The sequence below is a fragment of the Paenibacillus sp. p3-SID867 genome, assembly GCF_025142895.1.
GTDB lineage: Bacteria > Bacillota > Bacilli > Paenibacillales > Paenibacillaceae > Paenibacillus_AQ.
The window spans coordinates 145,089-168,407 of sequence record NZ_JAMBDM010000006.1 but is presented as its reverse complement, the minus strand read 5'-3'; the positions used below and the strand labels follow the sequence as shown (position 1 = coordinate 168,407).

The window sequence follows — 23,319 nt, the reverse complement described above, 5'->3', positions numbered from 1 at the left end:
TGCGGTTAACCGAATGAAAAAGGAGCTGCTGCGTGTGCATATTAGTGAGTTGTCACGTAAAACGGGCGTAAGTTTGCGTTCCTTGCGTTATTACGAGGAGAAGGAACTATTGTCTCCGGACCGTCAGAATAATGGCTACCGTGAATATAGGGAGACGGATATCGAGCGGGTTCGGCTGATCCAGATGTACTTTAGCCTGGGATTGACGGTGAAGGAGATTATGAGTTTTTTCCAATGTGCGTTTGATGAGCAGCCCAAAATCGAATGTCTCCCGAATGCGATTGAGGTAGGTAAGCGGAAGCTGGATGATATCCAGCTGCAGATCGAGCTGCTGAAGCAGGCGGAAATCCATTTGCAGAAGAACATTAAGGCATGGGAAGCTATTTTGGACAAGGGGGATCGGCGTAATGAACAAGGTTGACGGACAGGTTGTGAAGCGAGTTGCTGTCGTGACGGGGGGCAACCGCGGAATTGGAAAAGAGATTGCAAGGCAGCTTGCTGCCAAAGGGCTTCAGGTGATCATTACATCCCGGGACGAAGGGAAGGGGAGGTTAGCTGTCCAGGAATTGCTTGCGGCCCGGCTCGATGTCAAGCTGCAGGTGGCGGATGTCCACGAAATCAACGATGTGGCACGGATGATGGAGCGAATACAGTCAGACTACGGCCGTCTCGACGTGTTGGTGAACAATGCCGGGGTTATTTTGGACCGAGGGGTTTCTGTGCTGGATGTAGAGGAGTCGGTCGTGCGCCAAACGCTGGAGACGAATTTTTTTGGTGCTTTGCGTATGACGCAGGCGGCGATCCCTTTGATGAAGAAGCATCATTACGGGCGTATCGTAAACATCTCTTCCGGTCTTGGCGCTTTCGAAATCATGCAGGATGGTTACGGTTTAAAAGGGTCATCCTCGGCTTACCGTATCTCCAAAACGATGCTGAATGCGTTAACCTGCCTCGTCTCGCAGGAGGTAGCCGGTGCCGGCATAAAGATAAACGCGGTTTGCCCTGGCCGGGTTCAGACCGATATGGGCGGTGAGGATGCTCCGTTAACCGTTGCCGAAGGGGCTGATACGGCTGTTTGGCTGGCGACGATGGAGGAGGATGGACCGAGCGGGGAGTATTTTCGAGAGCGGCAGCGAATCGCTTGGTGATGTGGTGGGGATTTTTGCTATGCAAGGGATGACGTCTATTGTTTGGTTTACCGATGGATGACGCTGCTAATGATTAGCAATATAAAATACTCTGAAAAAGACCCATTTCGAAGATGCTGATGTATAATAATCGGTATCAGGAGGTGCAGAGTATGAGTGGGATCAACATTTTTGGCCATCAGGCTTTGTTTGAACATGTCTACAAAAGTGCTCCAATTGGCATTGCCCTGGTTACGATAGAAGGAAATTGGATCAGCGTAAATCCTGCGGCTTGCAAAATGTTTGGCTTGACGGAAGAAGAATTGATGGCACAGCCGGCAACCGATTATATTTATTCTGATTGCATTAACAATAAAGATAAGCTGTTTCAATCCTTGGATGAGACGTCCTCAACCATTGCGGTGGAAAAACAATTCGTACATAGAGACGGCCGTGGCATCTGGGCATCGATGCATGTTTCTCTGGTTCGTGACGAAAAGGATCAATCTCCTTTGTTTTTCATTTCGCAAATTGTTGATATTACCAACAGCAAGATTGCCGAGCAAAGGCTCCAGGAGAGCATTGAACGCTACACCTCGCTGAAGAAGTATAACCATGATGCGATCATTTCCTTCAATCTGGAGGGAAGGATCATTAATGGGAACCAGATGGCAGAGCAGCTGACCGGTTTTAAAATTCCGGAATTAATTGGAACCCGCATTTCAAATTTGATCGGTGAACGTCATCTTGCTCGTATACTTTCTCCTTTAGCGGATTATGTTGCTGTCGAGAAAGCTATAAACGTTATCCATCACAAAAATGGACACACGGTTGAAGTGCTCGCTACGCTTGCACCCATTGTCATTTATAACAAGAATGTGGGTTTTTACATTATTGCCAAGGATATGACAGAGCAGAAGAGGCTCATCATCGAGAAGGAAGCAGCCGAGAAGACAAATAAAGCCAAGAGCGAGTTTCTGGCGATGATGAGCCATGAGATCCGTACGCCGATGAATGGTGTTATCGGGATGACGGACTTGATACTTGAGACAGAGCTGGATGACGAGCAGCGGGACTATGTACAGATCATTAAGAAAAGCGGGACAACCCTTCTGAACATCATCAATGATATTTTGGACTTTTCAAAAATCGAATCGGGCAGAACGGAGCTGGTGAAGGAAACATTTAATCTAAGAACGGCTTTGTCCGAGACATTGAACCTGATTCTTCCGAAGGCGCTGGAGAAAAATATTGAGGTGACTACCTCTGTAGCTTCTGACGTGCCGAATCAAGTGTATGGGGATGTGACAAAGCTAAGGCAGATCTTAATGAATCTGCTTAATAATGCGATTAAATTTACGCCTAATGGCGCCGTCTCCATCTCTGTGCAGTGTGTCGAGGACCAGGGGAACTCGGCCCTTATCCAATTCTCCGTTATGGATACGGGCATTGGCGTGCCGAGTGAGAAGGTTGCGCAGTTATTTGAACCCTTTTATCAAGTGGACCACTATATGACCCGCCAGGTGGAAGGAACGGGACTGGGGCTGGCGATCTGCAAAAAACTCGTTCAGTTGATGGGCGGAGATATCTGGTACGAGAAGAACCAGAACCAACCGGGGTCAGTCTTTACGTTTACGGTTGATTTTTCGTTTAAGTCGAATGATGTCAATCAACAGGAAAATGGGGCCGTTCACGAGAATCACTCCTCAGGAAACGATCTGAAAATTTTGATTGCCGAGGATAATGAGGTGAATCAGTTAGTCCTCAAGAAAATGATTGAGAAGCTGGGATACCATTCGACCACCGTCCAGAATGGACTCGAGGCGGTTGAAGCCTTCGAGCGTTATTCGTATGACATCGTGTTCATGGACATTTCGATGCCCTTCATGGATGGAACAGAAGCGTTCCGGCTCATTAAAGAATCGGCATCATCCGAAAAACAGCCCTTTATCGTGGCAGTTACGGCCCATGCGATCAAGGGCGATCGCGAGAAATATTTAGGGATGGGCATGGATGAGTATGTAAGCAAGCCTGTCAGCATGAATGTGATCTCGGGTATTATCGATAAGTTTCTGGCTGAGCGAGATATGTCTCAAGCCTAAACAGATGAAAGCTCAGGTGATCTCACTTGAGCTTTTGTTCAATCTAATTATAGGAACCACATCGCATCCAGTTTGCAGTTGCTCATCTGCCGTCGCGTGTATGAGAGATGCAGCCGTAGTGAATGGAAAACGGCCTGCGGGAAGGTTCCCGACAGGCCGTTAATGTTATATAAGGAGTCCTAAGAGGCGTTACCGGTTACGCTGCTTCCGCTTTTCGTAAGATTGTAGGTGATGACCTCACCGCTCCAGAAATGGAACTTGAGGATCACTTCTCCGTCTCTGACCTCATTAAAAAAGGTAGGCTTGAGCTTGATTTCACCGGTCGAGTAGGAAGGGGAAAACGTATATTCAAACTCTTTGAAGGAGGTCCAGTCCTGCGGTCCTGCATTGCCTCCCGTCGCGTATACCGCCTCCATCGTGGCTAGCTGATCTCCGTTGAATGTCGTTGGAATGCTGAACGAATCGGTTGTACCCTGCGTGTTGCGAAGCTCGGGCTTATCATGGAAGATGACCCTGAAATTCCAGTCCGCACCGCGGTTGAATTTGGCCGTCAATACAGCGTTCACGCCGAATTGGCCGGATGAAGTCAGTCTGGACAGCAGGCTGGATGTAAACGTAATCGCATTTCCGTTAAGCGTATAATCCTGCCCGGCAACTAGCAGTTGTCCGTTTGTGCGAACTTCGGTTAACGTGTGGCCGTTTAAGTTCAAAGGTATGCTCTTATTCTGGATGGCCGCTCCTTTTTTTACGAAGACCAGATCGGTGTCAGCCGTGGAAGAACGACCGCTCCAACCCACCTTCATGATGTTGTACAGCTCCGGATCGGACCAGGTAAAAGCGGTTCGCTTAAAGTGTTGGCCATTGTCCCATAGCATATGGGTAATGTTCTTCTCTTTGAGATAATAGGTTAGATACTCGAAGAACTTCAGTTTCTCCCCCTGCTCAATGACTCCCGTGCTCTGATCGAACCCAAGCAGTCCATATTCACCCAGGATGACGGGAATCCCTCTAGCGATAAAGGTATTATACACATTGTTGAATGTTTGATTGATATCGTTCCGGGTATCCGTCTCAAAACGGGTATAACCCGCGATGTTCACACTGAACGGCCAAAATCCATAATAATGGACCGTCGCAATGAGATTGGAGTCATTCAGCTTCGTCATGGTGTTATATAGTTCGTTCATTCTCTCCTGGGTTGGAGAGGCCTCCAGGGTAGATAGCACAAGCGGCCGGGTTGCGTTGCGTGCTCCAGAGCCGCGGACGATCTGATGGAATGAAACATGAAGTTCATCCAGCATCTGAAATGCTTTCTTCTCATCGGTGGTCCCGCCATCCGAGAAACGAGGTTCATTGACGCTTTCAAACATCAGTTTGTTGGAATGGTTCCGGAAGCGATGGGCAACTTGAGTCCACACGGCGTTGTACTTGGCAACGACCTCATTGCGATTGTTCTCCATATGGCTGATCCATAGCCAAGAATCGTGATGGACATTAATCATGACATACAGATCGGCTTTAAGCGCCCAATCGACAACCTCCTGTACCCGGTCCATGTAAGCGGCGTCGATGGTATAGTTCGGCCCGCTGCCGATATGATTGTTCCAGGTTACCGGAATGCGGATGCTCTTATATCCCTGTGCCGCGATTTGGTTGATCAAAGCTTTGGTGATGCGCGGATTCCCCCATGCTGTTTCGTCTGCCCCCACGGCGTCCAGCGAATTGCCAAGGTTCCAGCCGGGCTGCATATCATGGACGTAGGCTTGGGGATTTTTCTTTGGAGATCTTGAATGTTCGTTTTTCGCAGCGGATGCAAAGGATGGGAATAGTGAAAGGACCAGAATAGCGATAAGTGCCAAGGAACATAGGGATTTCTTATTCAGGTTTATCATTAGCAGCTCCTTTTGTAATGAAAGTTGTAAATCGACGTTTTAACTAGAGTGACTTCGTGTGAGGTATCTGTCGGGTGTTGAGGTTCTAGTTGTCACGAAAGGATTTAGAGCAGGCGTTCACCTCCAAGTGTGTGTTGAAAGCGCTTTCTAATTTATAAATTATCATATTTTCCCATTTGGAAGTACCCGGACAATTCGTCATAAAATCATGTGAAAATTAGTTATAAGATACAGGTAGATCCAGAATGGGGCTTGGTGGAGAAAGGGATGAAAAAAGAGCTGTTCCCCATGGTCAAATTTGACCGGAGGAACAGCTCTTTATGGGACTAATAGTTCGATTGGAAACCTCTTAAAAATAGATCGCTAATTTAAGGTGTTTTTGTAGCAGAAGTTCCAGTCGGTAATTTAAAGAGTGTAGATGGTTTAGAGAGCAGTGTAGCTGTCTGCACATTTATTTGATCTTTTAGCTTTGAAAAAACATAGACGGCGTACTCCGTATCAGTCTTAATAGTCTGGTTTAAAGCATCTACCGTTGGGATATCGATTAGTTTTGAAATATTAACGCCACTTGGTTTAATTGCAACATTTGTTTCCTCTTCGGCAACGGCTTCTGTTGCTTTTTGAAGATTGAAATCTTCGATATCTGTTTTTGCCACAAACAACAGCCGATAACTATCCATGCTTGCCTCGTTGATCGCTTTCGTGAATTCAACTTGAAGCTTCCCGTCTTTCAAGCTGGCTTTAACGGCCGAAGCTTGGAATGGGGTGGGTATAGTGAAATTTCCGGATGGTGGAGATAGGGCGTTCGATTTGTGCGTTGTTCCATTCGCAACGACTAGAATATAAGCTTTATACTCCTTACCCCCCGAAATGGCAACATCGTTCACGTCTTTCAAGTTGGTTAATGTTTCCTCTACTTCGCCTTTTTTAGGGGGAACTACAGTGTATTGATCGCGATTCGTTATTGCTTCAGCATCTGTTAAGCTCAAGTCTTTACCTGAAGGAACAACCATAATTCGATATTCCTTAATCCCTGTAGTTGTTCCCGTGAACTTGACAGCAACATCACTGGCATTACCATTACTACTTCCACTTGCAATTTCTGCCTTCACAGTGGATGGAATCTCCAGCGCTGTTTTGTTTTCCAATGGTACTGGATTGGATTGATCTGAAAGTGCGTTTTCAATATTGTTGTTGTTGCTTACAGATAAAATAAACACAAGGTATTTTTGCTGGTTACCAATCTCGCCTCCGAATGCATCCAGGGTGCCAGCTGGTATATTATAGCTGTTCTGGTTAGCACCAGGTTTGACAATAAAGTAACTATCATTGTTGAGTTTATTAGCAACATTTACATTAAACTTACTAACATCAGATTCCTTTACAACAATGATTCGGTATTGACTAATGTATTGTTCACTCGAAGCTTTATCGAAGGATACTTTCAGATCACTAGCGTTACCTTTATCACCATCATCACTCGCTCGAACATTATAGGCTGCTTCTACCCGGCGTACTCCCTGCAGCTTGATTTCGTCTGATGGAGCGGATAGGGCATCACTGTATCTTGAGGAATTGTTGCTTACCGATAAGACATACACGCGATAGCCTTGATCATTCCGAATGAAATCACCATCTGTGTCTTTAGCTTTAGCGTCTAGAACTTTAGAATACGTGTTCGCTTTAGACACTTTAGTGTGATAACTGTTTGATTGTGCTTGGGATAATGACAGATCCTTGGATGATTTGACTACATAAATACGATAGTGATCGATATTATTCTCTCCATTGGCAGCGGAGAAAGTTACTTTCAGATCGCTTCCGTTGCCTTCATTACCCATATCTGTTGCCTCTACACGCATAGCTTTCCCAACCTCCGTCACGCCTTGAATCGTAACCGCATTAGAGACTGATGAAAGTGCTCTGCCGTAATTAGAGTAGCCTACCGACAAGACATACACGCGGTAGCTTGAACCTCTTTGAATGAGATCCCCGTCGCTATCCCGGGTCGTGTTTGCTAAATCCCGAGTGATGGTTCTGCCGGTTTTGGTAACCGTAGTGTAATTCCCGTTGTCATAAGCTTGCGACACGCTCAGGCTCTTGGATGACTTCACAATAAGAATCCGGTAATGATCGATGAAGTTTTCGCCATTAGCGGGATTGAAGGAGACTCTCAGGTCACTTCCGTTACCATTATTTCCGATAATGGACAAGGTTGGCGTGGAAACAGGGTTTACATTGCCCTGATTGTTGTTTCCAAGCGTAATCGATGAGTAATTGGATAATGCATTGTTATTGCTCGAGTATCCTACGGACAGGACATATACGCGATAGCTGATACCATTGCGAATCAGCTCCCCATCGATATCTCGGCTGCTGGAATTCAGGGTTTGAGTAATGTAGTTGCTGCTGTTGTTTTTATTGATTTGAGTGTAATAATAGCTGTTGTTTAAGTTAGTGGCTCTATACAGATCAAAATAACTATCAGATGATTTTACAACGAATACCTGGTAGTAGTTGATGTTCGAACGATCGGACGGCTGGTTGAATGATACCTGCAAATCGCGTCCATCGTTGTAGTTATTCACGTCCGAGACGGATAGATTGGTAACCCCGCCCACATTGGAGCTGGAACTCAATATGATGGAACTTGATGGGGCGGACAGAACGTTATTGTTGTTGTTATTTTTGTCTACGGCCATAACGAATACGCGATAGTACACGCCGTTGCGAATCGTTGCTCCATCCACATCTCTGGCACCCGATGCCAGCGTCAAATTGTTGATGTTATTGCCGGTTTTGTTGACATTTGTATAGTAGTTGTAGCTGGAGGCCGTATTCGCTTTACTTAAGTTGAAGCTGTTATAATTGCTGTCCTTTACGACAAACACACGATAAGAGTGAATGTTGGATTCGTTGGATACCTTGTTAAAGCTCACGCGAAGATCACGGCCATCACCATAATCGCTGATATCTGTCACCTGCGTAATGGATGGAACCGTTGCGGTTCCCGTGCTGAGGGTGATGGAAGACGAACCTGAAGACAGGTTGCTTGCAAGCACGTTCTCATTGCTGCTCACAGACTGGACAAACACGGTGTAAGCGACTCCGCTGCGGATAAGCTCGCCTGACGTATCACGAGCGGAAGAACTCAGCGTCGTGGACAACGATGTATTCGTCGTGCTGGTTTTGCTTACCGTCGTGTAATTTTGGCTTTGAACGGATTTGGCAGCCGCCAGATTAAACTTGGCAGCATCCTTCGTTTTTACCGCAAACACACGATAGTTGGTTACATTGCTCTCATTCTGAGCACGCGTGAAGCTGACCTGCAGATCACGGCCATCGCCGTAGTCGCTCACATCGCTTGCTTTCACGTTGGTTGCTCCATTTACTGAATTGGTGTTGGTCAGCGTCAACGACGGCGAAGCCGAGGAAAGGGCATACGTGCCGCCTGTTTTGCTGACTGCCAATACGTAGGCTTTATAAGCCTGGTTATCGCGGATCAGATCATTATCCACATCTCTTGAGCCCGACGTGAGGGTCAGAGTTGGATCCGAGCCGGATGGGTACACCGTTGTGTAAGCTGCCGAGGACACGCGCTGTGCCTCGGATTGGTTTAACGTCTTGGACTGCTTTACAATCATCACACGGTAATGCGAAATTAAAGCCTCGGTGGATGATTTGGAGAAGCTGACCTGCAGATCGCGGCCGTCTCCGGCATTGCCGATGTCCCGAAGCGTCACATAATTCACCGGCACGATACCGGTATTATTTCCGCCGCCGCCTGAATTGTTTGTTGTTTTGACGGTGACCGTTTTCGTTTTGGAATTCCAGCCGATTTTTTGGCCAAGGGCTTCACTTACGAAGCGTACCGGCACCATGGTATTGCCTTTTAAGTTTTTTGCCGGAACATCCAGCGCGACCGTCTTGTTATTGATGGTGGCCGTTTTGGAGTTGATTTTTAGAATGACGGTTGTGCCATCCTTGGTCGCTGTGACGGTTTTCGTTTTTTGATTCCATTTGACCGATGCATCCAAGGCTTCGAAGATGGATCTCATCGGAAGCATAACGCGTCCTTGGATCATGACAGGCGCTTGAGGCGTATACAGCTTGACGCCGTCAATCAAGACGCTGATGTTCACTGCCGCCTGTACCTGCGATTGGAATGTCATGGGGATTAACAGTATAGCTGCTAGCAAGGCAGTCCATATTCTTTTCACACACTCAACCTCCTGAAATTTAGCTTTGTTATTATTTTCCTCTACAATATGACGCATTGGCCTAGAATAAAGTTTCAACTATAACATCGGCAATCCGAAAATATTTTTTAGTACCTGGTCATAAAAAAGAAAGAAACAGCGTGTTTCTGCCGTTTCTCCCCTGCTGATGTTGATCAATATTGTTTAATTGTATCGGTGCCGCCCAGGATCGACCGGGTCACTGCATCATATATATTCGGCGGGTGCTCGGCGATCCGGTGGCACAGGTACAGAAACCATTCCTCACCGTAAGTCAGATAAATCCGAATAGGGAAGCCGTCATCTTTCATTTGTCTGGAAAGGTCCGGGCGTATGCCATACAGCATCTCAAGCTCGACGGCGGATACGCGATACGTTTCGTTGCTTGTGATATGCCGAAGGATCGTTTCATCATGGGTGGCGACCGATACGGGCCTGCCTGCTTGAATGCATAAATCGACCAGTTGAATATACCTTGAAGTCAGCATCTCGGAACGGGGAATATAGTGCCCCTCTAGTTCCTGATAAGCGCCTTTCACGATGCGGATCGTACCGGAGCTGTCGGAAAGAATTCTTTCGAAATCTTCCATCGTTCTCGGGAGCTGCGCTTGCAAAGTAATACCGACATTCGTGAATTGGGCCGAGATTTTTCTGTGCAGTTTAAGGATGGCATCCGTTTTGGCGGATTCCTCCATGCTGATGACCAGCTCCAATCTGGCTTCCTCGGCTTGGCCAGCCAGTCCGAGAAGATGCCGGTATGCCAAATCCTCGTCTACCGATAATCCGATATGGGACAGGTCGAGTGATATTCGGGTTCCCGGCCTGTCTTTGGCACAGGCCTCAATTAACCGGGAGAACTCCAGGAAAGCCTGCGTGCATTCCGCTTCGGTCAGCGTGTTCTCCCCGATATACTCCAGCGAAGTGTGATAACCTTTGGCGTCCAGGGCGTCCCGGCATGACAAGCCTTGTTCCAACACGTCGCCCGTGACAAAACGCTCTGCTGCACGCAGCAGGATCGGATACCATTCGGTGGATTGCTGGACGTACTGTTTGAGTTGTAGGTTACGGGCAAGAGACTTCAAAGCGTCAGCAAAAGCCAGTTCCGATAATGAATCGTTCAAGTTAAACACCTCGCATGATTAAGATCTTCCGTGATTCTATCAACGCTTAGGCGAGGGGGTCTTGTATAAAATTGCGGTTTGTTTAAGATGTCACTGCTTTTGCATACCGAAGCGGCGTTGTCCCTACGCACCCGGCAAAAGCTCTTGTGAAATGGCTCTGATCGTAAAATCCGGCCTCTGAAGCAACGTCGGCTATGGCTTTTCCTTGCAGTAACTGCTCTTTGGCGTAATTGATGCGCAATAAATTCTGATAAGCGTGGGGAGCTAGATGATAGGATTCTGCAAACATACGGATCAGGTGGAATTTGCTGATCCCGGAGATGTCCTGCAGGGTATCGAGTGTAATGCGATCTTTATAATGACGATCCAAATACTGCTTCACTCGCAGAATAGCCGGGGATTGATGAACGCTGCCGCTAGAAACCAAAGCGGCTTCCTCTTGAAGGAGACCCGTCTCCCTCATTAATGCCATAAGCATGGACTCCACTTCGAGGGGGGTGGCATTTTGCTGAAGCAGTGTCCTGCAGGAATGAATCAGATGCCGGGATCGTTCGTTTTGATATTTCGGATGCAGGATGGGCATATGGGCTTGATGGAAATTGGAATTATAGTCCGAAGAGGTTTGACCGAGCCACCGGGGATGGACAAACATCATCGTGTACTTCCAGTTTGCAGGATTCTCGGGATGACAGGCATGAGGTAGCAGCGGCGGAAAATGCACAATATGCCCCTGGGCAGCCTCAAACCGTTTCCCGGCCGACCATACGCGGGTGGCTCCCTTTTCAATGAGGCCAATGGAAATTTCTTCGTGAAAATGCTTTTTATAAGAAAGATTGTCTATAGTATCGCATTCTTTGATTTCGAGAAACGGCAGGTCAGGGTCACGCAAAAATATAATATCGGTCATTTCCGTCATTCCTTTCCTTCAAACATCAATAGATTCATTATAAGGAAGGCGTTATGTTTGTTCAAAGATCGCGTCCATATTTGTATATAACTTTACAGAAATATAACTATAAAGTAATATAATAAACATGTTGAACGATAACCTTTTTGAAGTGTTGGCAGAACCGAACCGGAGGGCAATATTGGACTACCTGCGCGTGAAAGAGTGCACGGTGGGCGAGATTGTAGATCTCATACAGCTTAGCCAACCAGGCGTATCCAAGCATTTGCGCATTTTGCGTGAAGCCGGTCTTGTCTCGGTGCGGAAAGAGGCACAATGGCATGTGTACAGTCTGAATGCCAAGCCTCTGGAGGAAATCCACCACTGGCTGGAGCCTTACCGGCAGTTCTGGACGAATAAGCTGGATGATCTGGAGAGGCTGCTGGATGAGGATGAATCTCCTTAAACATCCTAATATAGTTTGATTGGAAGATTCATTTTTGAATAAACATTCCTAAGGAGGATGAAAAATGCTGGCAGTAGTACAGCAAGACGAGTTCGGAACGACCGTCCGATTTGAACGCCGCCTGAAGCATTCGGTTGAGAAGGTGTGGTCCTATCTGACGGATAATGACAAGCTCACACAGTGGTTCTCGGAGCTGAAGGTGGAAGATTTGCGCCAAGGCGGAAGAATTACATTTGATATGCAGGATGGAACGTTCGAAGAATTTGAAATTACGGACTATCGGGAGTTTTCGGTATTGGAGTATACGTGGGGAGAGGACCGGGTGCGTTTTGAGCTGCATCCCGAGGCCGAAGGCTGTCGTCTGGTACTGATCGAGACGATAACGAAAATTACGGATCATACACCGAAGGATATTGCCGGTTGGGACGTATGTCTGGACGTCATTGAAGCACTGCTGGATGGCAGAACGCTTGAATCGCGCAAGGACGCCTGGTCCGAAAAATACGAGCAATACGTTCAAGTATTTAAACAATTGCCGCGTGCATAACAATCTGCTCTGACCCAGCATGTAAACATGCCGGGTCGGAGCTTTTTTATTGGAAGATGGATGAATTGCATCTATAATCGGGTTAGGGATATATTCCCATATGGAAACCGCTTGGGTGGAGGGGTTAAAATGCCGGATTACACGGTACACATCTTGCAGCTTAGAGAAGATAACTATCATAACGGGCTTAAGCTGGGTCGCCGTCTGCGAAATCAACCGATATTAAAAGCTTTCGAAGCGGTCACCAAACCGGAGATCGACACGGAACAACTGAAGAGCATTTATAATGAGTTTGCCCCGCAGCTGTTATCGGAGCTTGAAGGGCTGGCGGAAGGCTTGGAAATGCCTTTTTCCAAAGCCGCGGCGCTTCTCGGCGGATATGACGTCCCGAAAATCGCGGCCATGGGATGCTCGGCGATGATCACGGCTTCGTATTACGTAAGAAATTACGACTTTACGCCTGCGTTTTACGATGGTTATTTTACTGTGGCTCAAGCCGATCAAGGCTTAGCGAGTGCAGGCTATAATTTGCAGGCAATAGGCAGGCATGACGGGGTGAATGAACAAGGGCTTGCCGCCGGGCTGCATTATGTCAGCTTTGACGGATACGAGGCGGGCCTGTCGCCATGGGTCGGTGTTCGGATGATATTAGAATCTTGCGGTACTGTAGAAGAAGCGTCTTATATGCTGCGCCATATTCCCCATGCGGCTTGTTATAACTTTTCGATAGGGGATGCACGAGGGAACATGGCCGTTGTGGAAGCGAGTCCGGATCAAGTGATTCCCCGTGCGGGCGGGGAGGCGGCAATCGCCTGCGTTAACCATTATGAAACGTTGACGGGCAAAAACAGGCCTTCGATCGAGCATTCCCTCCGGCGTAAAGGTTATATCGATAGCCTGGATGCTGAACGATTATCCCAAACCGAGGCTTTCGGTTTGTTTAAGGATCGAAAGTCCCCGATTTTTTTTACGGATTACGACGATATGTTCGGAACGCTGCATACCTTTTCGTACGCCTTCGAAGAAGGAAGAGTCATGACTTCGCTTGCTCAGGGTGACGTGCTCGATTTTTCGTTCAGGGATTGGGTCGAGGGCAAGGATCTTCAGGAAGCGACACTGACTGGGCATATCGATTGACAATAAATCTATCAGAGAAGCGCTTCTTCCCAGGCGAAGAAGCGTTTTTTTGTGCTGCTCGGGCTATTTCGAATTTGGAACATTCTGTGACATTGCCACCCGCGGGGGTGGCTGCGTTTTCTTTGGCCGATTTGTTTGTGCTACACTGATTTTAAAGGATCATTTCATTGAATGAACGTCAGAAAACAAGGAGTCTAACAACGGTAAAGACACAAACAAGAGGTTTAGCACAGTCACGACAGATGCCGAAGTTCGTATCCAATCACGGTGAACGGCGCTCCGGCTTAAGCACCGGATAAGCCCTCTTTTGGGTTACATTAGTTTACATAACGATTTAAGCCGATATTGCAACCATGAGTTGGGAGTGGGGTACACATGGCTTTTGTGAGCATGAAGGATGAATATAAGCGCTACCGAATGGGAGAGACCACGATTGTAGCCAATGATGGAATCAACCTGGAGATTGAAAAAGGCGAGTTTGCGATCATTGTCGGTCCCAGCGGTGCAGGCAAATCCACGGTGCTGAATATATTGGGCGGCATGGATACGGCGGATGAGGGACAAGTACTCGTGGATGGAACGGATATTGCAAGGTTTAACAGCAAGGAGTTGACCGGCTATCGGCGCAATGACGTCGGATTTGTGTTTCAATTTTATAACCTTGTTCCCAATCTGACGACAAAAGAAAATGTGGAGTTGGCTTCGCAGATTTCTCCTCGGGCCCTGGACGCGGAGCAAGTATTGCGGGATGTCGGCCTGGGTAATCGTCTGAACAATTTTCCGGCACAGCTGTCCGGCGGAGAACAGCAGCGGGTAGCGATTGCCAGGGCACTCGCCAAGCAGCCGAAGCTGCTTCTCTGCGATGAACCCACGGGTGCGCTTGATTATCATACGGGGAAGCAGGTGCTTAAGCTGCTCCAAGACACTTGCCGCCATACCGGAACGACGGTTATCGTCATTACGCATAATTCTGCCCTGACGCCGATGGCGGATCGGGTCATCGAGATCAACAATGCCAAGGTCCGAAACATGGTTTTAAATCCGAACCCCGTTTCTGTAGACAACATCGAGTGGTAGGGAGACACATATTATGAAGAAAAGAGCGTTGTGGACTGATATTTTCCGGGAAATATCGCGGACAAAAGCTCGGTTTCTGTCCATTTTTGCCATTATTATGCTCGGTGTCGGTTTTTTTGCGGGGATAAAAGCTACGGGTCCGGATATGCTGGACACAGCGGATCACTATTATAGCGATTTAAAGCTGATGGATCTTAAGGTTCAGTCCACCTTGGGTCTCGAACAAAGCGATATCGAGAAGCTGAAGTTGATTGCCGGAGTGGATGAGGTTCAACCTGGCTATAGTGCAGACGTATTTCTCGGTGACAGCGGGCGGATCGCGAAGGTCCTCTCCTATGACCCAGGAAATAATCTGAATCAATACGTGCTTACAGAAGGTCGAATGCCGGAGGCCGCAGGAGAGATCGTCATCGACGCGGGAGATCGGGGGAACGAATTTAAACTGGGGGATCAGATTACCTTTACCAATCCGGATGAGGAAGTCAATCTCAAGAAAACGTTTGACCACCTCACTTATACGGTCGTGGGAAGGGCGAAGAGTCCGCTGTTCATCAGCAGCATGAGCCGGGGAACGAGCGGCATCGGCAAGGGGACTGCGGATGTGTTCGCCGTTATATCGGAGCAGGACTTTAAACTACCTGTATATACGGAAGCCTACCTGACCTTCCAGGACACCGCTGAATCAGCTCCCTATACGCCTGAGTATGACGAGAAGATCAAACGGCACAAAGAAGCGGTAGAACTGGCACTGAAGACCATGCCCCGGGAGCGGCTGGCAGAGATTCGTGCCGAGGGGCAGAAGAAGCTGAATGAGGCCCTGGACAAAATCAAGGATGCCAGGAAGCAGCTGACCGATGCGGAGCAGGAGTTAAAGGAAGCGAAAATCAAGCTGAATGAAGGAGAGCAATCCTACCGCGATGGCGTGAATAAACTTCAAACCGAGCTGGCACAGGGACAAGCCAAGCTGGATGCCGCGGCAAGAAAGCTTGCCCAGGGCAGAGCGGAGCTGAAGCGGAATCATCAGCAGTTGGAACAGGGACAGTCCCAGCTTAAGACAGGTCAAAGTCAACTGGATCAACAAAAGTTGGAGCTTGCGCCAAAGCTGGCACAAGGGCAGCAATTGGCGAAGGCGCTGCAGCAAATCTCCGGTTTAGATCCGAAAGACATACCGGAAGAACAGAGGCAAGAGCTGCTTTCAGCGGCTCAGGCAGCAGATCCGAAGCTGGGAGCAGCCACTGCGGGTTACATGGAGGGAGCATTGGATGGAGCTGCTTTGCAAAAGGCTGCTTCTGCGTTCCAGAGCGGTTTAAACGCAGCTTCGCAACAGATGGATCACGCTCAGCAGAAGCTGGATGCAAGCCGGGCACAACTAAAAGAAGGTGAGGCCAAGCTTCGGGAAGCCGAGCGTCAGCTCGTGCAGGGTGAAGCTTCGTTGAAGCAAGGAACGGAGGAGCTTGCTGCTGCTAAGCAGGCAGGGGAGGCCAAACTCGCGGAGCTTAGCCAAGGACAGGAGAAATACCAGGAGGGTCTAAAGAAATTTAATGAAGAAAAAGCAAAGGCTGAGCGAGAAATCGCCGATGGCGAGAAGGAAGTGGCGGAGGGACAGAAGGAACTGGATCAGCTTGAGCTGCCCAAAGTCTACGTCATGGACCGCAGCGTCAATCCGGGCTATACCGAGTACAGCGATAATGCGGACCGCTTATCTTCCATTGCAACGGCATTCCCGGTTTTCTTTTTCCTGATCGCCGCCCTCGTCAGCCTGACAACGATGACTCGGATGGTTGAGGAGCAGCGGCTGCAGATCGGAACCTTGAAAGCACTCGGATACAGCAATCGGGATGTGATGAAAAAATTCCTGGTGTATTCGACGCTGGCCAGTGTTGCGGCCTCAGCAGCCGGACTGGCTATCGGCTTCACCTTGTTTCCCGCTATTATCTATGATGCTTACGGCGCTTTATACAACCTGCCGGATGTGAGAACGCGATTTTATCTCAGCTACAGCATCATCTCGATCATCGTGGCCGTGCTCTGTACGACCATGACCGCTTATGTGGCGACGCGGGTGGAACTTCGAAGCAACGCTTCGGTCCTGATGCGCCCCAGAGCCCCAAAGAACGGATCCCGCATATGGCTGGAGCGAGTTCCTTGGGTGTGGAACCGGCTCGGCTTTATTGGAAAAGTCACCGCCCGTAATTTGTTCCGCTACAAGCAGCGGATGTTTATGACCGTTTGCGGCGTTGCCGGCTGCACGGCCCTGATACTGACCGGTTTCGGTCTCAAGGATTCCATCGGGGATATCGCGCCGCTGCAATACGGAAAGATTATGCAGCATCAGGCGACTGTTGTATTTCAAGACGATAACGGCGATAGCGGCATGCTGGAGGATTATAGCAAGCGCATTGCGGAAACGCCGGAGATTACGGGGATTTTAAATGTGACGCAAGAGGCGATGACTGCGGCCGCCCCCGGGGTGAACACTCAGGATGTGAGCTTGTTCGTGCCGCAATCTCCAGAGGAGATCGATTCGTTTATCGTCCTGAAATCCCGTGGGCAGGAGCAGATGCTGTCACTGACAGATGGCGGTGCGATCATTACCGAGAAGCTCGCCAAACTGTTTGATCTCAAGATCGGCAGTACTTTCACCGTACAGAACAGCGACAACGATCCCTTTGAAATACGTGTAGCCGGGATAACGGAGAACTATGCTATGCACTACGTCTATATGACGCCGCTGTATTACGAAGAGATTTTTGATGCAGGACCGGAAGTGAACAGTCAATTGCTGACGTATGACAACCACGGTCACAATCCGGAGTGGGAAGACCAGCTTGGAGAATCGTTAACCGCAAGCCAGCGGGTGGCGATGGTCAGCTTCACGAGCGGAGTAAGCGATGCCTTCAGTGACACGATGGACAGCATGAACGTCGTGGTGGTTGTCCTGATTGTATCTGCTGCGGCACTTGCGTTTGTCGTGCTGTACAATCTGACGAATATTAACGTATCCGAGCGGATACGGGAGCTGTCAACGATCAAGGTGCTTGGCTTCTATGATAAGGAAGTAACCATGTACATCTATCGCGAAAATATGATTCTGACCGTGCTGGGGATTATAGCGGGCAGTCTGTGTGGCGTGTTCCTGCACCGGTTCGTGCTACTAACCGCAGAGGTAGATGCGATGATGTTCAGTCCCGCGATCCATGGAATCAGTTACGGCTATGCGGCACTGCTGACGCTGTTGTTCTCGGCCATTGTGATGGCCTCCATGCATTACAAGCTAAAGCGGATTGATATGATTGAAGCGCTGAAATCGGTGGAATAGCTCTATATGTTTCAACAAGAGAGCCCTATTCGAGAGGAGACAATCCTGAAGAATAGGCTCTTTTTTTCATCTCCTTTGCAAAGCTTCCTATACAAGCCAGGAGTTGCGTTTTGGAATGTGAATTACTGTGATTTTTTAATCAGTCGGTAAGTTCTAGGAGAAAATATATTATAATAGACATATCGAGCTCTTGTACGAACTAATATTGCTACTACATGAAGGCCCGTGGGTAATTGATGTATGAACATGATAAAGGTCTTCAGCCTCGGAGGAATGCTTATGGGAATGGTTTTCTCGATCTTGAAAAAGTACCGCGTCGCAGCGATTGCGGCACTGGTCATGATGCTGATTGAGCTCACCGTTGAGCTGATTCAGCCGCTGCTCATCTCTAAAATCATTGACGACGGCATACAGAAACAGGATTTATCCGTTGTCTGGATGTGGGGAGCCGTTTTAACTGGAAGCGCTATTATTGCCTTTATAGCGGGAATATCCAGCTCTTTTTTTGCGGCGCATACGAGTCAGGGACTCGGCTATGATCTGCGGGATCAGCTGTATGAAAAGGTGCAGTCTTTCTCTTATTCGATATTTAACCGGTTTGCTACCTCATCTTTGATTACCAGACTTACGGGTGACGTCACCCAGATTCAGGATACGGTGTTCATGGGATTGCGGTTTATGACGCGCGTTCCGCTCGTTGTGCTGGGAAGCATCATCATGGCATTGGTGGTGAATGTGAAGCTGGGCTTGCTGCTTGTCCTTACCGTGCCATTATTGTTTATTTTTATCGCTTGGATTATGAAGCGGGCAGCGGACGCGTTCCGCCATGTACAGCAGCGACTGGATGCGGTAAACGGCGTCATTCAGGAGAATCTGACTGGGATTCGGTTGATACGCGTATTCGTACGGATGGGACACGAAATTGAACGCTTTGCCCGTACCTCTGGCAAGCTGATGAGCACCACGGTCTCGACCTTGCGATTAACGGAGACAACGATGCCGTTTATTCTTCTCATAATGAATGCAGGGATCATGGCGGTTCTGTGGTTCGGCCGCAAAGACATCGCGTCCGGCAGTGCCAGCGTCGGCGAAGTGGTTGCCGTAGTCAATTATTCCCTGCGTTGTATTGGTGCCATGTCCGCCCTGTCCTGGGTTGTCGTTGCCTTCTCCCGGGGACGCGCTTCCGCACAGCGGACACAAGAGGTGTTAAATACGGAAGAGGATGCAGCAAGCGCGGCCAAGGATAAGAATAAAAAGGTTCAGATTCAAGGCGGCGTGAAGTTCGAGCAAGTGAGCTTTAGCTATCCGGGCAGCGACATCGACGTGCTGACGGATATTTCCTTTGAAGCGAGGCCCGGAGAGCGGATCGCGATTATGGGAGCAACTGGTTCCGGCAAGTCTTCATTAGTACAGCTGATTCCACGGCTTTACGAGGAAGAGAAGGGAACAGTACGCGTAGACGGAATGGACGCCGGATCGATCGATGAGGTAAATCTGCGCAGCAGCATCGGTTATGTGCCGCAGGAAGTGCTGCTCTTCTCCGGTACGGTCCGGGAGAACATTGCCTGGGGACGCGAGGATGCTTCCATGGAGGAAATTAAAGAAGCGGCGCGCAGAGCGCAAATCCACGATACCATTGACCGTCTGCCTAACGGTTATGACACGATGCTGGGCCAGCGCGGGGTCAACTTGTCTGGCGGACAGAAGCAGCGCTTGTCCATTGCGCGGGCGCTTGTGCGAAAGCCCGCCATCCTTATTCTGGACGACAGCACCAGCGCCCTTGACGTCCGAACGGAAGGCGCTCTGCTGGATGCCCTGAAGGATTTGTCCTGTACGACGTTTTTGATTACGCAGAAGATCAGCTCGACCACTTCGGCTGATTTGATTCTGCTGCTGGACGACGGACGTTTGATTGGAAAAGGGAACCACGAAGATTTGATGGAAAATTCCTCTCTATATCGACGCATCTATGAATCCCAATACGGAGAGGAGGCGCAGCAGCATGCTCAAGGCATTCACTGAACCGTTTCGTCATCCAAGACCGAAGATTGATCTTGGCAAGAATAAGGATGGCGGCCAGGGGGGCAAGCCAAAGGCCAAGGCCAAAAACTGGTCGGGCACCCTCTCCAGAATATGGGCTTATCTCGCCCGCCGCAAAGGCAAGCTCGCACTCGTGCTGCTGATGGTGTTGATCAGCTCGGGCCTTGCATTGCTGGGTCCCTATCTGCTTGGCGTCGGCGTGGATAGATTTCTGGATGATGTGCGTAATCCGGACAGCTCCATCGACGCGGCATGGTTGTATTTTCTCGTTGGCTTGGCCGCCGTCTATGTTCTTCAGGCTTTAACCACTTGGCTGCACAACGTCTGGATGATCGGCATCGCCCAAGAGACGGTGTACCGGATGCGGATGGATCTGTTCACGCATCTGCACCGGCTTCCGATCCCGTTTTACGGCAAGCGCCAGCAGGGCGAGATCATGAGCCGTCTGACAAATGATATCGAGAACGTGAGTTCAACGCTCAACAGCTCAGCCATTCAAATCTTCTCGAGCGTGTTGACCTTAATCGGCACATTAACCGTCATGTTATGGCTTAGTCCGCTCCTTACGCTGCTGACATTCCTGGTCGTGCCTCTGATGATGATGGGGATGCGCTGGATTACCCGGCGGACCGGACCCTTGTTTAAGGAGCGTCAACGCAACCTGGGGGATCTGAACGGGTATATTGAAGAAACGCTGTCGGGGCAGCGGATTATTAAGGCATTTTCCCAGGAAGAACGGGTTGTCCGCGAATTCGATGAGCGCAATCAACGGATTCGTCTGTCGGGCTTCTGGGCGCAGAGCATATCAGGCTTCATACCGAAGCTGATGAACGGGCTCAACAACTTGAGCTTTGCGATCGTAGCAGGCATCGGCGGCATCATGGCGATTCAGGGGCATATTACGATCGGCGTCATCATTATATTTGAGAGTTATGCAAGGCAGTTTACGAGACCGCTGAATGATCTCGCGAACCAATGGAATACGCTGCTGTCTGCCATTGCGGGGGCGGAACGCGTTTTCGAGGTGCTGGATGAAGAGGTTGAAGCGAAGGACGAAGGGGCTGCTGTCACGCTGAAGAGCGTGGAGGGCGCGGTGAAGTTCGACAACGTCTCGTTTTCTTATGAGAAAGACGGAGACACACTGGAAGGAATCAGCTTTGAAGCGAAACCCGGCGAGATGATTGCGCTGGTCGGTCCGACCGGTGCGGGGAAAACGACGTTAATTCAGCTGCTCTCCCGGTTTTACGATCCGGACAGTGGAAGGATTACCCTAGACGGGCGGGATATTTCTTCGATTCGCAGGGAGAGTCTGCGCGCGCAGATGGCTTTTGTGCTGCAGGATTCCTTCCTCTTCCAGGGCACGATCCGTGAGAATATCCGCTTCGGACGGCTGGATGCCACCGATGAGGAAGTGGAAGAAGCCGCGAAATTGGCCAACGCCCACTCGTTTATCGTGCGGATGAAGGATGGTTATGACAAGAAACTCAAGCCTGACGGCAGCGGCATCAGTCAAGGACAGAAGCAGCTGCTTGCAATCGCGAGGGCGATTCTGGCCAACCCTTCCATGCTGGTGCTGGATGAAGCGACAAGCAGCATCGATACCGTAACGGAAATCAAAATCCAGGAAGGATTGCAGCGATTGATGAAAGGGCGGACGAGCTTTGTCATTGCCCACCGTCTAAACACGATCCGCTCGGCGGACCGCATCCTGGTGCTCAAGGATGGACGCTTACTAGAGCAGGGCTCCCATGATGAGCTGCTGAAGCAGGGAGGATTCTACAGCGACCTGTATTACGGCCAGCTGAAACGAGCGGCTATGTAACATAGAATTAGAACCACCGGAGAGGCTAAAGAAGCCAATTTACTCCGGTGGTTTTTCCTTTTAAGCTTGTTGAATATCTCTTGTTCTTGTCTTATTTAGAGCTCGTAGTTTGAAGCCGCAGTTTACGCTGCCCCGCGGCTTTGCCAAATTGCAGCATGAACAGTAGAAGAACTCCAGCTTGCAAGGCAACCAGGACGATATAGATGTTGCTGTAGGTGGAGGCACCCTGGAACAGGTTCAGCGGATTCCAGGAGCTCCCGGCGCCAAGATCGACGGCTTTGCCGTACACCCCCGTGGCGATCGCGCCGGACAGGAAGTTAAGCAGCGAGAACAATCCCATCCCGACACCGGCTTGCTCTTTGGGCAGCGACAATGAGATGGTCTTGGAGAGCGAGATTTGCATAAATATTTGACCTACATTGCCAAAGACCAGAATCAGCGCAATGAGGTATGGCGATACGCCCGCGAAGGTGGACAACAGGGCGAAACAGAGCAGAAGCAGGGTGGACGCTGTATAGAACAGATAACGCGTTCCTTTGGTATCCGCGAGCTTGCCGCCTCTTCCGCCGAGTATGGCCGCAGCGACGGCTCCCGGCACCATAACAAATCCGATCCATCCCGGAGCCAAACCGTTAATATCCGCCAGCAGCTGCGGAGTAAGAAAAGGCAGGGCGTAACCGACACTCATGATGAATATGCCGAGGACCAGACCCACCGAATAGCTTTTGTTGCTGAATAAACGGGGCTGGACAAAAGGCTCTTTAGCCGATCGAATGCGCAGGAGGAACAACAGGAACAGCATGAAGCTGCCTACGCCGAATATCCATCCACTCTGCGTCACCGCAAGGAGCAGCAGCGCAACCGTTCCGGCGAGAAGACCGCCGCCGAGCCAATCGATTCGTCCACCCTGACCTTGTTCATTGCCCAAATATTTGCGGTACAGCGGCAAGGTAACAAGGATCAACAGCGGGATGCAGAAGAGCCATCTCCAGTGGAACACGCTGACGATCAGAGCCGAGACAACCGGCCCAATCGCACTTCCTATAGCGAGTCCGGTGGCGGTTATGCCGAGCGCGCGGCCCCGGCTTTCCGCAGGGAAATAGCGAACGGGAATGATCATGGCGGTTGCCGGAATGACGGCTGCCCCCGCAGCCTGGAGGATCCGCCCCAGCAGCACCATCCAGTAGGCTTGTGCCGACAATCCTGCAATAGAACCGACTAGGAAGAGAAGCAAACCGAAAGTGAGCAGATTTTTGAGTTTATAGGTGTCGGCCAATTTTCCATATAGGACAGAGCCTATGGCATAAATCAGCATGTAAATCGACGATACCCAGCTGACCTGGGCAAAGGAAAGCTGGAATTGCTTGCTGATTTCCGGAAGCACGATATTAAACATCGTTGCGCTCATCGATGAGAGAATCATCGTAAAGGCCAGAATGCGTATTAATTTTTCAGCAGATGGTGGTTGTTGCTGATGTTCGTTCATGTGATTTCCCCCTTTCCTTTGGTTACGATTTATTCTACAATCGATAGTTAATAAATAAA

15 protein-coding genes are annotated in these 23,319 nt (G+C 49.4%); 10 read left to right on the top strand and 5 right to left on the bottom strand.

Annotated features, from left to right (window positions below; genetic code table 11):
• Nucleotides 1–13 precede the first annotated feature (13 nt).
• The 3 genes from M4D81_RS14335 to M4D81_RS14325 all read left to right on the top strand — a co-directional run bounded on the left by M4D81_RS14335 (nucleotide 14) and on the right by M4D81_RS14325 (nucleotide 3,229).
• Nucleotides 14–421, top strand: a complete 408-nt coding sequence (locus M4D81_RS14335; RefSeq protein ID WP_083397762.1) for a MerR family transcriptional regulator — start codon at nucleotides 14–16, stop codon at nucleotides 419–421.
• Complete coding sequence (locus M4D81_RS14330) at nucleotides 408–1,148, top strand: SDR family oxidoreductase (RefSeq protein ID WP_071223570.1); 741 nt, start codon at nucleotides 408–410, stop codon at nucleotides 1,146–1,148. Before M4D81_RS14335 ends, M4D81_RS14330 begins: the two co-directional genes overlap by 14 nt.
• 152 nt (nucleotides 1,149–1,300) lie before the next feature.
• Nucleotides 1,301–3,229 carry a PAS domain S-box protein gene (locus tag M4D81_RS14325; RefSeq protein ID WP_071223569.1) on the top strand — a complete coding sequence of 643 codons (1,929 nt, stop codon included), beginning with the start codon at nucleotides 1,301–1,303 and terminating at the stop codon, nucleotides 3,227–3,229.
• A gap of 179 nt (nucleotides 3,230–3,408) precedes the next feature.
• Here M4D81_RS14325 and M4D81_RS14320 read toward each other — a convergent pair whose 3' ends face one another.
• The 4 genes from M4D81_RS14320 to M4D81_RS14305 all read right to left on the bottom strand — a co-directional run bounded on the left by M4D81_RS14320 (nucleotide 3,409) and on the right by M4D81_RS14305 (nucleotide 11,396).
• Nucleotides 3,409–5,121 carry a cellulase family glycosylhydrolase gene (locus M4D81_RS14320; protein ID WP_260066985.1) on the bottom strand — a complete coding sequence of 571 codons (1,713 nt, stop codon included), beginning with the start codon at nucleotides 5,119–5,121 and terminating at the stop codon, nucleotides 3,409–3,411.
• A gap of 368 nt (nucleotides 5,122–5,489) precedes the next feature.
• Complete coding sequence (locus tag M4D81_RS14315) at nucleotides 5,490–9,341, bottom strand: copper amine oxidase N-terminal domain-containing protein (RefSeq protein WP_260066984.1); 3,852 nt, start codon at nucleotides 9,339–9,341, stop codon at nucleotides 5,490–5,492.
• A gap of 173 nt (nucleotides 9,342–9,514) precedes the next feature.
• A complete protein-coding gene (locus tag M4D81_RS14310; RefSeq protein ID WP_260066983.1) occupies nucleotides 9,515–10,480 on the bottom strand; it encodes a proline dehydrogenase family protein in 966 nt (321 codons plus the stop codon).
• Between the two features lie 82 nt (nucleotides 10,481–10,562).
• Entirely contained in the window at nucleotides 10,563–11,396 is an 834-nt protein-coding gene (locus M4D81_RS14305) for an AraC family transcriptional regulator (RefSeq protein WP_260066982.1), read from the bottom strand.
• Between the two features lie 118 nt (nucleotides 11,397–11,514).
• On the opposite strand from M4D81_RS14305, the gene M4D81_RS14300 reads away from it, so the two are divergent.
• The 7 genes from M4D81_RS14300 to M4D81_RS14270 all read left to right on the top strand — a co-directional run bounded on the left by M4D81_RS14300 (nucleotide 11,515) and on the right by M4D81_RS14270 (nucleotide 21,774).
• A complete protein-coding gene (locus M4D81_RS14300) occupies nucleotides 11,515–11,832 on the top strand; it encodes an ArsR/SmtB family transcription factor (RefSeq protein ID WP_260066981.1) in 318 nt (105 codons plus the stop codon).
• A 64-nt stretch (nucleotides 11,833–11,896) separates the two neighbouring features.
• Nucleotides 11,897–12,379 (top strand): SRPBCC family protein, encoded by a 483-nt coding sequence (locus M4D81_RS14295; protein WP_260066980.1) that lies wholly within the window; start codon nucleotides 11,897–11,899, stop codon nucleotides 12,377–12,379.
• A gap of 129 nt (nucleotides 12,380–12,508) precedes the next feature.
• Nucleotides 12,509–13,516: a C45 family autoproteolytic acyltransferase/hydrolase gene (locus M4D81_RS14290; protein WP_260066979.1), complete on the top strand. Its 1,008-nt coding sequence runs from the start codon at nucleotides 12,509–12,511 to the stop codon at nucleotides 13,514–13,516.
• A 375-nt stretch (nucleotides 13,517–13,891) separates the two neighbouring features.
• Nucleotides 13,892–14,593: an ABC transporter ATP-binding protein gene (locus M4D81_RS14285; protein WP_071223563.1), complete on the top strand. Its 702-nt coding sequence runs from the start codon at nucleotides 13,892–13,894 to the stop codon at nucleotides 14,591–14,593.
• A 13-nt stretch (nucleotides 14,594–14,606) separates the two neighbouring features.
• Nucleotides 14,607–17,912 (top strand): FtsX-like permease family protein, encoded by a 3,306-nt coding sequence (locus M4D81_RS14280; protein ID WP_260066978.1) that lies wholly within the window; start codon nucleotides 14,607–14,609, stop codon nucleotides 17,910–17,912.
• 279 nt (nucleotides 17,913–18,191) lie between these two features.
• A complete protein-coding gene (locus M4D81_RS14275) occupies nucleotides 18,192–19,934 on the top strand; it encodes an ABC transporter ATP-binding protein (protein WP_260066977.1) in 1,743 nt (580 codons plus the stop codon).
• Nucleotides 19,915–21,774 carry an ABC transporter ATP-binding protein gene (locus tag M4D81_RS14270; protein ID WP_260066976.1) on the top strand — a complete coding sequence of 620 codons (1,860 nt, stop codon included), beginning with the start codon at nucleotides 19,915–19,917 and terminating at the stop codon, nucleotides 21,772–21,774. Before M4D81_RS14275 ends, M4D81_RS14270 begins: the two co-directional genes overlap by 20 nt.
• A 91-nt stretch (nucleotides 21,775–21,865) precedes the next feature.
• Here M4D81_RS14270 and M4D81_RS14265 read toward each other — a convergent pair whose 3' ends face one another.
• Complete coding sequence (locus M4D81_RS14265; protein WP_260066975.1) at nucleotides 21,866–23,260, bottom strand: MFS transporter; 1,395 nt, start codon at nucleotides 23,258–23,260, stop codon at nucleotides 21,866–21,868.
• Nucleotides 23,261–23,319 lie beyond the last annotated feature (59 nt).

Excerpts from the sequence above, each read along its gene's own strand:
- M4D81_RS14335 (WP_083397762.1), top strand. The coding sequence starts at position 14 with ATGAAAAAGGAGCTGCTGCGTGTGCATATTAGTGAGTTGTCACGTAAA.
- M4D81_RS14290 (WP_260066979.1), top strand. The coding sequence starts at position 12,509 with ATGCCGGATTACACGGTACACATCTTGCAGCTTAGAGAAGATAACTAT.
- M4D81_RS14325 (WP_071223569.1), top strand. The coding sequence starts at position 1,301 with ATGAGTGGGATCAACATTTTTGGCCATCAGGCTTTGTTTGAACATGTC.
- M4D81_RS14320 (WP_260066985.1), bottom strand. The coding sequence starts at position 5,121 with ATGATAAACCTGAATAAGAAATCCCTATGTTCCTTGGCACTTATCGCT.
- M4D81_RS14300 (WP_260066981.1), top strand. The coding sequence starts at position 11,515 with ATGTTGAACGATAACCTTTTTGAAGTGTTGGCAGAACCGAACCGGAGG.
- M4D81_RS14295 (WP_260066980.1), top strand. The coding sequence starts at position 11,897 with ATGCTGGCAGTAGTACAGCAAGACGAGTTCGGAACGACCGTCCGATTT.
- M4D81_RS14275 (WP_260066977.1), top strand. The coding sequence starts at position 18,192 with ATGGGAATGGTTTTCTCGATCTTGAAAAAGTACCGCGTCGCAGCGATT.
- M4D81_RS14265 (WP_260066975.1), bottom strand. The coding sequence starts at position 23,260 with ATGAACGAACATCAGCAACAACCACCATCTGCTGAAAAATTAATACGC.
- M4D81_RS14305 (WP_260066982.1), bottom strand. The coding sequence starts at position 11,396 with ATGACGGAAATGACCGATATTATATTTTTGCGTGACCCTGACCTGCCG.
- M4D81_RS14280 (WP_260066978.1), top strand. The coding sequence starts at position 14,607 with ATGAAGAAAAGAGCGTTGTGGACTGATATTTTCCGGGAAATATCGCGG.
- M4D81_RS14285 (WP_071223563.1), top strand. The coding sequence starts at position 13,892 with ATGGCTTTTGTGAGCATGAAGGATGAATATAAGCGCTACCGAATGGGA.
- M4D81_RS14330 (WP_071223570.1), top strand. The coding sequence starts at position 408 with ATGAACAAGGTTGACGGACAGGTTGTGAAGCGAGTTGCTGTCGTGACG.
- M4D81_RS14270 (WP_260066976.1), top strand. The coding sequence starts at position 19,915 with ATGCTCAAGGCATTCACTGAACCGTTTCGTCATCCAAGACCGAAGATT.